The organism is Symbiobacterium turbinis (assembly GCF_055383075.1).
The window spans coordinates 1,411,257-1,425,958 of the sequence record NZ_AP042433.1; the positions used below are offsets into that span (position 1 = coordinate 1,411,257).

At 67.9% G+C, this 14,702-nt stretch carries 20 protein-coding genes; all 20 read left to right on the forward strand.

Annotation, left to right across the window (positions count from 1 at the left end):
- Positions 1–5: 5 nt before the first annotated feature.
- The 20 genes from eutM (ACZ45O_RS06865) (at position 6) to ACZ45O_RS06960 (ending at position 14,643) form a co-directional block, all read left to right on the forward strand.
- Positions 6–287, forward strand: coding sequence for an ethanolamine utilization microcompartment protein EutM (gene eutM / locus ACZ45O_RS06865; protein ID WP_464856841.1), 282 nt, complete (start codon positions 6–8; stop codon positions 285–287).
- A gap of 86 nt (positions 288–373) precedes the next feature.
- The gene (locus ACZ45O_RS06870; protein WP_464856843.1) at positions 374–1,762 is read left to right on the forward strand and encodes an ethanolamine ammonia-lyase subunit EutB; all 1,389 of its coding nucleotides are present in this window, start codon (positions 374–376) and stop codon (positions 1,760–1,762) included.
- Positions 1,762–2,679: an ethanolamine ammonia-lyase subunit EutC gene (gene eutC, locus ACZ45O_RS06875; RefSeq protein WP_464856845.1), complete on the forward strand. Its 918-nt coding sequence runs from the start codon at positions 1,762–1,764 to the stop codon at positions 2,677–2,679. Before ACZ45O_RS06870 ends, eutC begins: the two co-directional genes overlap by 1 nt.
- A gap of 17 nt (positions 2,680–2,696) precedes the next feature.
- Positions 2,697–3,356, forward strand: coding sequence for an ethanolamine utilization microcompartment protein EutL (gene eutL / locus ACZ45O_RS06880; RefSeq protein ID WP_464856847.1), 660 nt, complete (start codon positions 2,697–2,699; stop codon positions 3,354–3,356).
- Positions 3,357–3,415: 59 nt separating this feature from the next.
- Entirely contained in the window at positions 3,416–4,069 is a 654-nt protein-coding gene (locus tag ACZ45O_RS06885; RefSeq protein ID WP_464856849.1) for a BMC domain-containing protein, read from the forward strand.
- A gap of 2 nt (positions 4,070–4,071) precedes the next feature.
- Entirely contained in the window at positions 4,072–5,508 is a 1,437-nt protein-coding gene (locus ACZ45O_RS06890) for an acetaldehyde dehydrogenase (acetylating) (RefSeq protein ID WP_464856851.1), read from the forward strand.
- A 19-nt stretch (positions 5,509–5,527) separates the two neighbouring features.
- Positions 5,528–5,809 (forward strand): ethanolamine utilization microcompartment protein EutM, encoded by a 282-nt coding sequence (gene eutM, locus ACZ45O_RS06895; protein ID WP_464856853.1) that lies wholly within the window; start codon positions 5,528–5,530, stop codon positions 5,807–5,809.
- Between the two features lie 42 nt (positions 5,810–5,851).
- Complete coding sequence (locus ACZ45O_RS06900) at positions 5,852–6,658, forward strand: ATP-binding protein (protein WP_464856855.1); 807 nt, start codon at positions 5,852–5,854, stop codon at positions 6,656–6,658.
- The gene (gene pduL, locus ACZ45O_RS06905; protein ID WP_464856857.1) at positions 6,645–7,247 is read left to right on the forward strand and encodes a phosphate propanoyltransferase; all 603 of its coding nucleotides are present in this window, start codon (positions 6,645–6,647) and stop codon (positions 7,245–7,247) included. Before ACZ45O_RS06900 ends, pduL begins: the two co-directional genes overlap by 14 nt.
- On the forward strand, positions 7,244–8,095 hold the full coding sequence (gene eutJ, locus ACZ45O_RS06910; RefSeq protein ID WP_464856859.1) for an ethanolamine utilization protein EutJ: 852 nt from the start codon (positions 7,244–7,246) through the stop codon (positions 8,093–8,095). The genes pduL and eutJ overlap by 4 nt, the downstream gene beginning before the upstream one ends.
- Positions 8,092–8,976: a flavoprotein gene (locus ACZ45O_RS06915; protein WP_464856860.1), complete on the forward strand. Its 885-nt coding sequence runs from the start codon at positions 8,092–8,094 to the stop codon at positions 8,974–8,976. The genes eutJ and ACZ45O_RS06915 overlap by 4 nt, the downstream gene beginning before the upstream one ends.
- Positions 8,963–9,286, forward strand: coding sequence for a EutN/CcmL family microcompartment protein (locus ACZ45O_RS06920; RefSeq protein ID WP_464856862.1), 324 nt, complete (start codon positions 8,963–8,965; stop codon positions 9,284–9,286). Before ACZ45O_RS06915 ends, ACZ45O_RS06920 begins: the two co-directional genes overlap by 14 nt.
- Positions 9,283–10,626 carry a 4Fe-4S dicluster domain-containing protein gene (locus tag ACZ45O_RS06925; protein WP_464856863.1) on the forward strand — a complete coding sequence of 448 codons (1,344 nt, stop codon included), beginning with the start codon at positions 9,283–9,285 and terminating at the stop codon, positions 10,624–10,626. Before ACZ45O_RS06920 ends, ACZ45O_RS06925 begins: the two co-directional genes overlap by 4 nt.
- Positions 10,627–10,628: 2 nt before the next feature.
- Positions 10,629–11,180 carry a BMC domain-containing protein gene (locus tag ACZ45O_RS06930; RefSeq protein ID WP_464856865.1) on the forward strand — a complete coding sequence of 184 codons (552 nt, stop codon included), beginning with the start codon at positions 10,629–10,631 and terminating at the stop codon, positions 11,178–11,180.
- Between the two features lie 25 nt (positions 11,181–11,205).
- Positions 11,206–11,526 carry a hypothetical protein gene (locus ACZ45O_RS06935; RefSeq protein WP_464856867.1) on the forward strand — a complete coding sequence of 107 codons (321 nt, stop codon included), beginning with the start codon at positions 11,206–11,208 and terminating at the stop codon, positions 11,524–11,526.
- A 16-nt stretch (positions 11,527–11,542) separates the two neighbouring features.
- Positions 11,543–11,842 carry an ethanolamine utilization microcompartment protein EutM gene (eutM, locus tag ACZ45O_RS06940; protein ID WP_464856869.1) on the forward strand — a complete coding sequence of 100 codons (300 nt, stop codon included), beginning with the start codon at positions 11,543–11,545 and terminating at the stop codon, positions 11,840–11,842.
- 23 nt (positions 11,843–11,865) lie between these two features.
- Positions 11,866–12,978 carry an ethanolamine utilization protein EutH gene (eutH, locus tag ACZ45O_RS06945; RefSeq protein WP_464856871.1) on the forward strand — a complete coding sequence of 371 codons (1,113 nt, stop codon included), beginning with the start codon at positions 11,866–11,868 and terminating at the stop codon, positions 12,976–12,978.
- Positions 12,979–12,981: 3 nt separating this feature from the next.
- On the forward strand, positions 12,982–13,473 hold the full coding sequence (locus tag ACZ45O_RS06950; protein ID WP_464856873.1) for a EutP/PduV family microcompartment system protein: 492 nt from the start codon (positions 12,982–12,984) through the stop codon (positions 13,471–13,473).
- Between the two features lie 219 nt (positions 13,474–13,692).
- On the forward strand, positions 13,693–14,031 hold the full coding sequence (gene eutS, locus ACZ45O_RS06955) for an ethanolamine utilization microcompartment protein EutS (protein WP_464856875.1): 339 nt from the start codon (positions 13,693–13,695) through the stop codon (positions 14,029–14,031).
- A gap of 30 nt (positions 14,032–14,061) precedes the next feature.
- Positions 14,062–14,643: an ANTAR domain-containing response regulator gene (locus ACZ45O_RS06960; RefSeq protein ID WP_464856877.1), complete on the forward strand. Its 582-nt coding sequence runs from the start codon at positions 14,062–14,064 to the stop codon at positions 14,641–14,643.
- Positions 14,644–14,702 lie beyond the last annotated feature (59 nt).

Here is a 14,702-nt window from a genome sequence, read left to right on the forward strand (position 1 = left end):
CTACCATGAGCGCAATGATCGCCCTCGGAATGATCGAGACCAAGGGTCTTGTAGGCGCAATTGAAGCTGCCGACGCGATGGTGAAGGCCGCGAACGTGACCCTGATCGGCAAGGTGCTGGTGGGCGGCGGACTCGTCACCGTCATGGTCCGCGGCGACGTGGGCGCCGTGAAGGCGGCCACCGACGCCGGCGCCGCTGCCGCTCAGCGGATCGGCGAGCTGATCTCGGTCCACGTGATCCCGCGCCCGCACGGCGACGTGGAGCTGATTCTGCCGCAGAAGTCGTAGCAACGCAGACCGGAAGGGGGACGTCGCGCTTCCCCCTTCCGCGTCTCCCAACCGAAGTGCGCGATCCGAGAGGAGGCACCTATTAAATGAAGCTCAAGACCCGGCTTCGTGGTGTGACTTACGAATTCCGGGATCTGGTGGACGTTCTCGCCAAGGCCGGCGAGGAGAAGGCCGGCGACGTCCTGGCCGGCATCGCCGCCAACTCCAGCGCCGAGCGCGTCGCGGCCAAGCGCGTCCTGGCGGAGGTGACCCTGGAGGAGATCCGGAACAACCCGGCGATTCCCTGCGAGATCGACGAGGTGAGCCGCGTCCAGGAGGAGCAGATCAACGAGCAGATTTTCAGCGAGATCAAGCACTGGACCGTGGCCGAGTTCCGGGAGTGGATCCTGAGCCACGAGACCACCGGCGACATGATCCGCCGCGTCAGCCGTGCGCTCACCGGCGAGATGGCCTCGGCGGTCGCCAAGCTCATGTCCAACATGGACCTGGTCTACGCCGCCAGCAAGATCCACGTCATCACGCACTGCGAGACCACCCTGGGTCTGCCGGGCACCCTCTCCTACCGCATCCAGCCCAACCATCCGGCCGACTCCATCGAGGGCATCACCGCGTCCACGCTGGAGGGGCTTTCCTACACGTCGGGCGACGCCTGCATCGGCGTCAACCCCAACGACGACTCGGTGGAGAACACCATCCGCATCATGAACGCCATCCAGGAGATCAAGCACCGCTACGAGGTGCCCACCCAGACCGTGGTGCTGTCGCACATCACCACGCAGATGGCGGCGCTGGAGCAGGGCGGCGTGGCCGACATGCTCTTCCAGTCCATCGCCGGCACCCAGAAGTGCAACGAGGAGTTCGGCATCAACACGGCGCTCCTGGACGAGGCCTTTGAGATGGTCAAGAAGATGGGCGGCGCCCCGGGTCCGAACCTGATGTACTTCGAGACCGGGCAGGGCTCCGAGCTCTCCCTCGGCGTCCACCACGGCGTCGACATGCAGACGCTGGAAGCCCGCACCTACGCCTTCGGGCGGCGGTGGATTCCGTTCATGGTCAACAACGTCACGGGCTTCATCGGCCCCGAGACCCACTTCGACGGCAAGCAGATCATCCGGGGCAGCCTGGAGGACCACTTCATGGGCAAGCTCCTGGGTCTGCCGATGGGCATGGCTCCGTGCTACACCAACCACGTGCGCGCGGACCAGAACGACCAGGAGAGCGCCGTCATGCTGCTGGCCCTGGCCGGCGCCACCTACTACATGGGCGTCCCGCAGAACGACGACTGCATGCTGGCGTACATGGACACCTCGTACCACGACGACGCCACGCTGCGTGAACTCCTGAACCGGCGGCCGACCCCTGAGTTTGAGCGCTGGTGTGTGAAGATGGGCCTGCTGGAGAACGGGCGTCTGACCGCCAAGGCCGGCGACCCCACCATCTTCCTCAGTGACGGCAAGTTGGGAGGGATGTTCTAATGGCCCGGGACGAGCTGGTTCAGAAGGTCGTAGAAGCCGTACTGGCCCAGCTGGCAGAGAGCCAGCAGCCCTCCGCCCCTGCGGCCTCCGCACCGGCCGGCGCCGGGTGCGTGCCCGCGGCGGTGAAGGCGGCCATGGCAGAGATTGACGACGAGTACCTCAGCGACATTTCCGAATATGACCTGAAGGAACGCACCTTCCTGGAGAACCCGCGCGACCCCGAGGCGCTGAAGCGGCTGAAGGCCTCCACCCCCGCCCGGATCGGCATCGGCCGCGCCGGCCCCCGGTACCGCACCCTCCCCTACCTGCGCTTCCGGGCGGACCACGCCGCCGCGGAGGACGCCGTCATGGGCGAGGTCAGCCCCGAACTCATCGAGAAGATGGGCTGGCTGCCGCTGCAGTCCACCGCCACCTCCAAGGAGGACTTCCTGGCCCTGCCCGACAAGGGCAAGCGGCTCAACCAGGAGAGCGCCGAACGGCTGCGCAAGGAAGCCGTGCACCGGCCGCAGGTGCAGATCGTCATCGCCGACGGCCTCAGCTCCAGCGCCATCGAGGCCAACGCGGCCGACTTCCTGGCCGCCCTGACCCAGGGGCTGAAGAACTTCGGCCTGTCGGTGGGCACCCCCGTCTTCGTCAAGTACGGCCGGGTGGCCATCATGAACGACATCGGCGAGATCCTGGAGCCCGACGTGGTGGTCGAGCTGATCGGCGAGCGCCCAGGCCTGGTCACCGCCAAGTCCATGTCCTGCTACATGTGCTGGCGGCCGCGCCACAGCACCGTGGAGTCTGAGCGCTCGGTCATCTCCAACATCCACGACGGCGGCACGCCGGCGGCCGAGGCCGGCGCCAGCGCGGCGGCGTTCGCCAAGCGCATCTTCGATAACCAGGCTAGCGGAAACAAGCTTTCCGTCATCTAGAGAAGGGAGGCCAGAAGATGTACGGCATTGCTCCCATTCGCGCGGAGGTGCTGGCGATCAAGCTGATCCCCAACGTCCAGCGCGACCTGGCCGAGAAGCTTTCGCTCCAGCCCCATCATCGGTCGCTGGGCATGATCACCCTGAACATCGACGACGTCGGCTACACGGCGATGGACGAGGCGACCAAGAAGGCCGCGGTTGACGTGGTCTACGCCCGCTCCTTCTACGCCGGCGCAGCCCACGCCTCGGGCCCCCTGTCGGGTGAGTTCATCGGCATGCTGGCCGGTCCCGACCCGGCCGAGGTCAAGGCAGGCATTCAGGCCGCCGTCGACCTGGTGAACAGCGAGGACTGCTGCTTCTATACCGCCGATGACGAGGGCGGCATCGCGTTCTTCTCCTATACCATCAGCCGCACCGGCAGCTACCTGTCCAAGGAGTGCGGCATTCCGGTCGGCTCCCCGCTGGCCTACCTCATCGCCCCGCCCATCGAGTCGATGTACGCGGTGGACGCGGCCCTGAAGGCGGCGGAGGTCGAGCTCGTCAACTTCTTCGGCCCGCCCAGCGAGACCAACTTCGGCGGCGCCATGCTGACCGGCACCCAGTCGGCCTGCAAGGCGGCGTGCGACGCCTTCGCGGCGGCGGTGATGGAGGTCGCCCGTTACCCCAAGCGCTACTAAGGGATTCCCTGAGGGCTTACCGAAGGGAGGACTGACAAGTGCCAGGAGATGCCCTTGGATTGATCGAGACGCGCGGCATGGTCGCCGCCGTGGAGGCGGCGGACGCCTGCGTGAAGGCGGCCAACGTCCGGCTCCACGCCTGCACCCTGGTGAAGGGCGGGCTGGTGACCATTGAGATTCTGGGCGACGTCGGGGCCGTGAAGGCCGCGGTGGACGCCGGGGTGGCAGCCGCATCCCGCGTTGGCGAGGTCATCTCGTGCCACGTGATCCCCCGGCCCCACGAAGAGGTGGCCGACATGCAGGGATTCGGCCGGAAGCCGGAGCCGGAGCCTGAGCCGGATCCGGAGCCCGGGCCTCAGCTGGATCCGGAGCCCGAGCCGGAGCCCGAGCCGGAGCCCGAGCCTCAGCCGGATCCGGAGCCCGAGCCGGAGCCTGTGCCCGAACCCGGGCCGCAGGCGCCGGCGCAGGAGCAGGCCGAGGGCGGTGCGCAGGAAGACGACGAGCGCTGCCTGGCCGAGCTCCGCCGGCTGCTCCCGGAAATGGCTGAACTGACCCGGGTCACAAGCCTGTCAGGCCTTTCGGTGGCAAACCTGCGCCGGGTGGCGCGGGCCCTGCCGACGATCAGCCTGACCCGCGCGCAGATCCGCGACGGTACCAAGGACCAGATTCTGAAGGCCATACGCGAGGCCCTCGGGCCCAAGGACGGTGAGTAAACGTGAACCTCGACAAAGATCTACGGGCCCTCCAGGAAATGCGCAACGCTGTGGAGGCCGCCTATGAAGCGCAGCAGAAGCTGAAGCACTACTCTCAGGAGCAGATCGACAAGATCGTCGCCGCTATGGCCTCGGCCGGCGCCGCCGCCGCGCGGCGCCTGGCCGAGGACGCGGTGGCGGAGACGGGGATGGGCGTGGTCGCGGACAAGGAGATCAAGAACCTGCTCGCGACCCGCGATCTCTACCAGTACATCGCCAACATGAAGACGGCCGGCGTCATCCGCCGCGACGAGGAGCGGAAGGTGCTGGAGATCGCGGAGCCGATGGGCGTGATCGCCGCCCTCATTCCGACCACGAACCCCACCTCCACCGCGATGTACAAGGCGATCATCGCCATCAAGTCCCGCAACACCATCGTGATCAGCCCGCACCCGCGGGCCGTGAAGTGCACCACCGACGCCGCCCGCATCGTGGCGGAGGCCGCGGTGGAGGCCGGCGCCCCCGAGGGGATCGTGCAGGTCCTGCAGACGGTGCACATGGCCGCCACCAACGAGCTCATGCGGCACCCGAAGGTCTCCATGATCCTCGCCACCGGCGGTTCGGCCATGGTCAAGGCGGCCTACCAGTCGGGCACGCCGGCCCTGGGCGTCGGCCCGGGCAACGTCCCCGTGTTCGTGGAGCGGACCGCCGATATTCCGAAGGCCGTGTCGTGCATCATCGCCGGCAAGACCTTCGACAACGGCACGATCTGCGCCTCGGAGCAGGCGGTCATCGCCGACGAGCCCATCGCCGATCAGGTGATGGCCGAACTGCAGTACCAGGGCGGCTACTTCCTCTCCCCCGAGGAGGTCGACAAGGTGTCGGCGGTCGTCATCCGGCCCAACGGCGCGGTCAACCCCGCCGTCGTGGGCCAGCCCGCCACCCGCGTGGCGGAGATGGCCGGCATCCAGGTCCCGGCAGACACCAAGGTCCTGGTGGCGCCGCTCGACGGCGTCGGCCCCCAGTACCCCCTCTCCCGGGAGAAGCTCTCGCCCGTGCTGGCCTTCTACACCGCCCCCGACTGGCGGGCCGCGTGCGAGCGCTGCATCGAGCTCATCGAGTTCGGCGGCGTCGGCCACAGCATGGGGATCCACAGCCGCGATGAGAAGGTCATCATGGCCTTCGCCATGGAGAAGCCGGTCTTCCGCATCCTGGTGAACACCCCCACCACCCACGGTGCGGTGGGCGTCACCACCGGGCTGGCCCCGGCGCTCACGCTGGGCTGCGGCACCTGGGGCGGCAGCGCCACCTCGGACAACGTCAGCCCGCTCAACCTGATCAACATCAAGCGGGTGGCCTACGGTATCCGCGAGCCGGCGCTGCCCACCGACTGCGGACAGGCGTCCGCGGACATCGAGAGCATCGTGCGCGCGGTGCTCGCTCAGCTCAACTCACGCTAACTACTGAGGAGGAACCCACATGCACGGAGTTATGGCCCTCGGCATGATCGAAACCAAGGGACTCGTCGGCGCCGTTGAGGCGGCTGACGCGATGGTCAAGGCTGCGAACGTTACCCTGGTTGGCAAGGTCCTGGTCGGCGGCGGCCTGGTCACCGTCATGGTGCGGGGCGACGTCGGCGCCGTCAAGGCGGCCACCGACGCCGGCGCCGCGGCGGCCCAGCGGATCGGCGAGCTGATCTCGGTCCACGTGATCCCGCGCCCGCACGGCGACGTTGAGCTGATTCTGCCCCAGAAGGGCTAATGCAGTCCCTGCATGTCAGTGCGGGGATGAGAGGTGAAGCCTGTGGCTGCACTGACTGAGCTCGAACTGCGGCAGATGGTTCGTGAACGGGGCGAGTTCGACTCCATCACCGTTCCACCTGGCACCCTGATCACCCCCGCCGCGCGGCAGTTCCTGCAGGAGCGCCGCATCACGGTGAACTTCGGGGAGCCAACCAGCTCCTCCCCCTCCTCTCCGGCCGGGCGTCCGACACCGTCGGCCCCGCCGGAGGGGGCCCCTGCGCCGGACGGTCCGCCGGCTGCCGAGCAGCCGGCCCCGTCCCGGGCGGACGGCCCGCAGGCGAAGCCTGAGCAGATGACCCATCTGCGGGGCAGGCTGCTGGTGCCGAAGAGCCATCCGCGCATCCGGCTGCGCGGCAAGCTGGACAGCCTCGAGGCGCACATCCTGCTCGCGCAGATGGCGGCGCACAAGGAAGGGCTGGCCCCGCTCGCGCAGCACCTGGGAGAGGTGCTCGACTACGTCCGGCAGATGGTCCGGGCAGAGGTGATGGACGAGCCCCTGCCGCCCATCCAGCTCTTCGGGCTGGACGACGCACAGCTGAGAGAGCGTTCCCACCATCCCAAGAAGTACTACGGCGTGTCGCATACGCCGCCCGCCGTGGCGCACGGGGAGATCATGCTCTGGCTCAACCTGGTCCGGACGCAGGTGCGGGAGACCGAACTGGCGGCCGTTCAGGCCTTCTGGCAGGAGGGCGAGCTCCCCGAACGGCTTGATATCATCCAGGCCCTGAACCGCCTCTCCAGCGCCGTCTGGATCCTGATGATGCAGCATCTTTCGGAGAAAGGGGGAACCGCCGGTGATCTGCGCTAAGAAGGGCCCCGAGCCTGGCCGCATCCCCGTCGGGGTGTCCGCCCGGCACGTGCACCTCACGCAGGAGCACGTTGAGATCCTCTTCGGGCCGGGCGCCGAGTTGACCCCGGATCGGCCGCTGAGCCAGCCTGGCCAGTTCGCGTGCCGCGAGCGGGTGCTGCTGGCGGGCCCCAAGGGCTCCCTGTCCGGCGTGCGGGTGCTGGGCCCGGCGCGCAAGGCCACGCAGGTGGAGATTTCCGCCACCGACGCCATCGCCCTGGGCATCCGGCCCCCGGTGCGGGAATCCGGCAAGCTCGACGGCAGCGCTGCCGTGACGCTGGTCGGCCCTCACGGTGCGGTGACGCTGGAGTCCGGCGTGATCATCGCCCAGCGGCACATCCACATGCTGCCCGAGGACGCCCGCCGCTTCGGCGTGGCGGACGGCGAGTCGGTGTGGGTGGCCAGCACGGACGGACCCCGCCGCACGGTCTTCGGAGACGTGATCGTGCGGGTGAGCCCGAACTACCAGCTAGAGTTCCACATTGACACCGACGAGGCCAACGCCGCCGGCCTGCGTACGGGAGATACGGTGGTGTTGATAAAGGCATGACGACCAGACGCGGAGACTCCCTGGATCGCGCGAACCAGCTGGTTGCAACGCTGACCGAGCGCATGGCCGATCCTCAGCCGGCCCCCAAGGGGCCGCTCTACACCGGCATCGACCTGGGTACGGCCAACGTGGTGCTCACGGTGGTGGATGCCCAGGGCAACCCGGTGGACGCCGCCTACACCTTCGCGCAGGTGGTGCGGGACGGGCTGGTCGTGAACTACGTGGCCGCCGTGGACATCGTGCGGAAGCTGAAGGCCCAGCTGGAAGAGCGGCTCGGGCAGGAGCTTCTGTACGGGGCGGCCGCCTACCCGCCCGGAACCGGCGGCCGGGATGTCAAGACCCACCAGTATGTGGCCGAGGCGGCAGGCTTCGAGATCATCTCCATGGTCGACGAGGTCGACGCGGCCAACCGCGTCCTCGGCTTCACCAACGGCGCCGTCGTCGACGTCGGCGGCGGCACGACGGGCATCTCCATCCTGCAGGACGGCCAGGTGGTGCACACCGCGGACGAGCCCACGGGGGGCACCCACTTCAGCCTGGTCGTGGCCGGGGCCCACCAGGTCTCGTTCGAAGAGGCGGAGCAGATGAAGAGAGACGCTGCGCGCCATCGGGAGATCCTCCGGCTGGTCACGCCCGTCATTCAGAAGGTCGGCTCCATCGTGGCGCGGCACATCGCGCGGTACGACGTGGAGACCGTCTGCCTGGTGGGCGGCACGAGCAAGCTGACCGGTTTCGAAGAGGTCCTTGCGAAGGAGGTGGGCCGCCCCGTGATCAAGCCCGCGGAGCCGCTCTTCGTCACTCCGCTGGGCATCGCGATGGCGGCAGCAAAGGCAGGTGAAGACCTGTGACAGAGGCAGAACTGATTCAACAGATTACACGTGAAGTCCTGAAGCAGCTGCGCCAGGGTGCGGGCCAGGGTCCCAGTGCGCCCGCGCCGGCCGGACCCAAGGTCCTGCTGCTCTACACCGGCGGCGACCAGTGCCTGGACGAGGCGGTGGCCGTGGCCGGAGACCTGGCGGCAGCCGGGGCGCAGGTGCGCATCCTCTGCACCCCCTCTGCCCGGGCCCTGCTGGGCTCCACCCGTCTGGAGCGGCTGGCCTCGGCAGGCGAGCTGATGGACGAGCCAACTGAAGCCGAAATCTACGGCGCCGTGCACTGGGCAGACGTGGTGGCGGTGCCTGTCCTGACACAGAACACGGCGGCCAAGTGCGCCCTGGGCATCCGCGACACGCCGGCCACCAACCTGCTGGCCGCGGCGCTGATGATGAACCGCCGGGTCGTGGTCTGCCCCGATTCGGCGGTGCCCAGCACGGCCAACGCGCCCTACCGCGCCATGCTTGAAGCGCATATCGACAAGCTCCGCACCTTCGGGGTGGAGACTTTGCCCGCAGCGGCCATCGCCCAGGCCTGCCTGGGACAGGCGAAGCCCGCCGTTCGGGAGCAGCCGCCGGTTCAGGCGCAGGCCCCCGCTCCGGCGCAGGCGTCCGTGCAGGCGGCCGCCCCGGCGCCCGCAACACCGGCGACGTCGTGCACGTGGCCTGCGGATACCGCCGATGCGCCGCTGAAGCTGGTCACGGCCGGCGACGTGGAGAAGGCCGTTCAAAACGGCGTCCGGCAGGTCGTGATCGCCCGCGGGGCCATCGTCACGCCGCTGGCGCGGGACCTGTGCCGGAACCACGGCGTGGCGCTCGTGGGGCCGGATGGGGGTGAGACGCATGCGGCTGGCTAAGGTGATCGGAAACGTGTGGGCGACCCGGAAGGAGGAAGGCCTGACGGGCCTCAAGCTCCTGATCGTGCAGCCCATCGACGTGGACGGCACGCCCAGCGGCAGCTCCCTCGTGGCCGGCGACCGGGTCGGCGCCGGCATCGGGGAGACCGTCCTGGTGGTCGGCGGCAGCTCGGCCCGCAAGGCCACTGACCGGCCCGACAACACCCCCATCGACGCGGTGATCGTCGCCATCGTCGACACCGTGGAGTGGGAGAAAGCCATGCGGCAGACGCATCCCGAGGATGCCGCCGGAAGGGGGGCCGCTGAATGAACGCAGCGACCATCCTCGAACGGGTGGCGGCGGCGGGCGTCGTGGGCGCCGGCGGGGCCGGCTTCCCGACGCACGTGAAGCTGAGGGGCCAGGCCGAGTGGCTGATCTGCAACGGGGCCGAATGCGAGCCCCTCCTCTACTCCGACCAGGCCCTGATGGAAGGATACGCCGCCGAACTGGTCCGCGGGCTCGAGCTGGCCCGGGAGGCAACCGGGGCCCAGCGGGTGGTCATCGCCCTGAAGGGCAAGTACACCGAGGCCCGCGCGGCGCTCGCCGAGCCGGCCGCCCGGGCGGGAATTGAACTGTTCCTCCTCGATGACTTCTACCCGGCCGGCGACGAGCAGGTCATCGTGCAGCAGGTGACCGGCCGCGTCGTCCCCGCCGGGGGAATTCCGCTGGATGTCGGCGTGGTCGTCTCCAACGTGGAGACGCTGATCAACGTGGCCCGGGCCGTCGATCACGGGCAGCCGGTCACCACCAAGTACCTGACGGTCGGCGGCGCGGTGAAGAACCCGGTCTCCGTCGTGGTTCCCGTGGGCGTCCCGGTCGCCTCGCTGGTGGAGCTGGCGGGCGGCCCCACCGTGGATGACTACGTGATCATGGTGGGCGGCGTGCTCATGGGCCACCTGGCCGAGCCCGGCGAGGTGGTGACCAAGCGGACGGGCGGCGTGATCGTGCTCCCGGCCGACAATCGCTGGGTCCAGCGGCTGTCGCACCCCGAGGAGATCGACATCAAGCAGACCCAGGCCTGCATCCAGTGCACCTTCTGCACGGAGCTCTGTCCCCGCAACCTGCTGGGGCACTTCATCATGCCCAACAAGGCCATGTTGCACTCCAACTACGGCCAGCAGCCCCCTGAGGTGCTGATGGGCGCCTACCTCTGCTGCGAGTGCGGCCTCTGCGAGGCCTTCGCCTGCCCCGAGCTGCTCATGCCCCGCCAGGCCGTCATCCGGATCAAGAAGGAGCTGTCGGCCCAGGGCATCCGGTACCAGAAGGGCGCCACCCCCGAGCGGGACGTGCACCCGATGCAGGAGGGGCGCAAGGTCGGCTCCCAGCGGGTGAAGGCGCGCACTGGCGTCGCCGAGTACGACCGCAAGGCGCCGCTGGTCGAGACACCGCTCTCCGTTTCCGAAGTCCGTATTCCGCTTTCGCAGCACATCGGTGCGCCGGCTGAGCCGGTGGTCGCCGTGGGCGACCGGGTCGCCGCCGGCCAGGTGATCGGCCGGGCCCCCGAGGGCAAGCTCGGCGCAGCGGTTCACGCCAGCGTCAGCGGAACCGTCGTCGAGGTCACCGGTCAGGTGATTCGCATCAACTGTGCGGCAGAGCCGGGAGGTGAGTAAACGTGGCCATCGCCATTGGCATGCTCGAGACCCTCAGCCTTCCCACCGGGGTGCGCGCCGCTGACGCCATGGTCAAGGCCGCTGCGGTGGAGCTGCTGGTCAGCCGGACGATCTGCCCGGGCAAGTACATCACCATCGTCGGCGGCGACGTCGGCGCCGTGCGCGCCTCGCTGCAGGCGGGTCAGGCTGAAGCAGGAGACCTCCTGGCCGACAAGCTGCTCCTGCCCAACGTACACCCGTCGGTCCTCCCCGCCTTCCACCTCACCGGCGTCCACGACCTGGAAGAGATGCGGGCCGTCGGCGCGGTGGAGACCTTCACGGTCGCATCCGCGATCGTGGCGGCCGACGCGGCGGTGAAGGCCAGCCGGGTCTCCCTGCTGGAGATCCGCCCCGGCGTCGGGTACGGCGGCAAGGGCTACTTCGTGGTGGCAGGCGAGGTCAGCTCGGTCCAGTCGGCCATCGACGCCGGGCTCAACACGCTTCCGCCCGGCGCGCTGGTGGACAAGGTCGTGATTCCGAGCCTGCACCCCGACCTGATCAAGACGCTCCTCTGACGAGCCGGAGGGAGGGACTCATCTCATGACGCGTCGGCTCGTGACACGACAGGAGATCCTTTCGCTTCATTATCAAGGTGTGCACTGCCTGGAGATCCCGCCTGACGCCATCATCACGCCCGGGGCCCGGGATCTCATCATGGCTCTTGATTTCCGCATCCAGCGGGGCTCCGCGTCCTGCGCCCCTGCAGGCGATCCGGCGGCCGCTTCGGCGGACGCCGGCGCCTGCGACCGGGTCGAGGACCAGCTGCGGCGCCTCGTGGAGGAGCTGGCCCCACAGCTCACTCCCGAGCAGCGGGAGCAGGTCATCTGCGCAGTGCGCAATCAGCTCAGCAAGCAGCAGTAGGGAGGTGCAATGAATCATGGAAGCGCTCGGCATGATTGAAACCAAGGGTCTGGTTGGTTCCGTGGAGGCGGCCGACGCCATGGTGAAGGCGGCCAACGTCCGCCTGATCGGCAAGGTCCACGTCGGCGGCGGGCTGGTCACCGTCATGGTCCGCGGCGACGTCGGCGCGGTGAAGGCCGCTACCGACGCCGGTGCGGCCGCCGCGCAGCGCATCGGTGAGCTCATTTCGGTCCACGTGATCCCGCGGCCCCACGAGGATGTCGAACTGATTCTGCCGCAGCCCGAAGGCGGGCAGAAAACAGATCAGCGGCTGTAATGGGAAAGGGGACGTAGCACAAAATGAGTGCCATTAACACTGTAATTATCTGGATCATGATGATCTTCATGGTCCTCGGGGCCATCGACCGGATCATCGGCAACAAGTTCGGTCTGGGTGAGGAGTTCGAAGAGGGTATCAACGCCATGGGCCCGCTCGCCCTGGCGATGCTCGGCGTGGTCTCCATCGCCCCGGTGCTGGCCGACGTCCTCCGGCCAGTGGTCGTGCCGCTCTACCAGGCCCTGGGCGCCGACCCCGCCATGTTCGCCACCACCCTGCTGGCCAACGACATGGGCGGCTACCCCCTGGCCATGGAGCTGGCCCTCACCCGTGAGGCCGGGCTCTACGCCGGCCTGATCCTGGGCGCCATGATGGGCCCCGCCATCGTGTTTACGATCCCGGTCGCTCTGGGCATCATCCAGCCTTCTGACCGCCGATTCCTCGCGACCGGCATGCTGGCCGGCTTCGTCACCATCCCCATCGGCTGTATCGCCGGCGGCCTCGTGGCCGGCTGGCCCATCGGCTTCCTCGTGGTCAACATGATCCCGGTCGCCCTCGTGGCCGGCCTGATCGCCATCGGCCTCTGGCTGATCCCCGAGAAGATGATCAACGGCTTCCAGATCTTCGGCAAGGGCGTCGTGATCCTGATCACCGTCGCGCTGGCCGCCATCATCTGGGAGACCCTGACCGGCATCGTCATCATCCCGGGCATGACCCCGATCTGGGAAGGCGTTGAGATCGTCGGCTCCATCGCCATCGTCCTGGCGGGCGCGTTCCCCATGGTCAAGTTCATCACCAAGGTCTTCGCCAAGCCGCTGGGCGCCCTGGGCAAGGCCATGGGCATGGGTGAGGTCGCGGCGGCCGGCATGGTGGCCACCCTGGCCAACAACATCCCCATGTTCAACATGATGAAGGACATGGACAACCGGGGTAAGATCCTGAACTCCGCCTTCGCCGTCAGCGCCGCCTTCACGTTCGGCGACCACCTCGGCTTCACCGCCGGCGTGGAACCCGAGATGATCTTCCCGATGATCGTCGGCAAGCTGGTCGCCGGCATCACCGCCCTCCTGCTGGCCATGCCCATCGCTTCCCGGGTGGCCGGCGGCGACGACAAGATCGACGCGTCGGCTGCGTAGGCGATGCGCAAGCGCTCGGTCATCGTCCTCGGAGGCGTGGGCTACGGCAAGACCACCTTGCTGCAGGCAGTCATGGGCAAGCCGATCGCCTACAAGAAGACCCAGGCGATCGAGTACGGCCCCTTCGCCATCGACTTCCCGGGCGAGTTCTGCCAGCGCCCCATGTTTTACAACGCGCTGGTCAGCGCCGCCCCCGAAGCGGAGGCGATCTGGGTGCTCCAGGACGCCACCGCCCGGATCCCGGGCGTCCTGCGGGAATCCCTGATGCAGATGCGGCGCCGGGACCAGGTGGTGCGGGGCATCATCACCAAGGTGGACCTGCCCAAGGCCGACCTGGACAGGGCCGGGCGCCTGCTGCAGAGCATCGGGGTCAGGCCGCCGTACTATCCGGTCTCCGCCGTCACCGGCGAGGGGCTGGAGGTCCTCCGCAACCTGCCTGAGCTCAGGCAGGCGCTGGGCGGCGAGTCCGATCCCGCCGCTTCAGGTGAACCATAGTACCAATGACCCGGGGACGTAGTCCCCGGGTCACTTCTTATTTATGGTAGTTCCGCGAGCACGCACCAGGCGCCGATTCGGACCCAGGTTGCAGAATACACGAAAATCAGCCTTTAGTCTACTGCTCTCTGGAAGGAAGATATTCTCGCGCATCGAATTTCGTTGTTACCGCCTGTGCTCGCCACTCGCCACTGAACCGTCCCGGGAGGTGTGCGGCCCGTGGAAGAAAGACAGCGCATCATCCAGGAGTACGTTCCCGGAAAACAAGTAACGCTGGCCCACCTCATTGCGCATCCCACGGCGGAGTTGTGCGAGCGGCTCGGCATCGATCAGGCAGGCGCCATCGGTATCCTGACGATCACCCCGGGAGAAGGAGCGATCATCGCCGGCGATGTGGCCACCAAGGCTGCGCCCGTGGGGATCGCGTTCCTCGATCGTTTCAGCGGTGCAGTCGTGATATACGGTGACGTCGCCAGTGTGGAAGCCGGCTTGCGGGCAGTCAACGAGACATTGGGAGAGGTCCTGAAGTTCACCCCGAGCATGATCACACGGTCGTAGCCCACTCTCTGCTGCACTGGAGGAGCGTTCATGCAGTCGGTCCGTGTACTCGTAGCCGTAGAGGACCGGCAGGAACGGGATCAGGTCATCGTCGCACTGAAACGGGCCAACATCCCACCTCTGGCAGACACCGATGACGGCACCACGGCGCTGAACCTGACCCGGTCGCTCACCCCCGACATGCTGGTTCTGGACATCCAGCTCCGGGGTCCGGGCGGGTGCAGGGTCGCCGACGAGTTGCTGTCGTCTGCCCACACGTCTCTGATCCTGCTCTCCGAACCTGACGGTCTTCCCCTCCTCCGCACGATGGCCCTGGGCGGGGCTGCCGCCTGTCTGCTGAAACCCGTTGACCCGGACCAGCTCGGCCTGACTGCGCTCGCGGTCCTTCGGCAGCGCAAGCAGATGGCCGCCCTGCAGAAGCAGGTGGATACCGCCCAGCGACGGCTGGCCGACCGCCAGCTGGTGGAGCGGGCCAAGGCCAGCCTCATGGAGGAGTATCAGCTCAGCGAGGCCGATGCCTACCGGCACCTGCGGCGGCTGAGCATGAACAGCCGCAAGACGCTCGGCGAGGTGGCCGAGATGGTGCTGATGGATCGGTCGCTTCGTGCCTGAATTATAATTTTCCAAACCGAATATTGTGCGGACAACGGCGTCCGCAACGGGGCAACGGG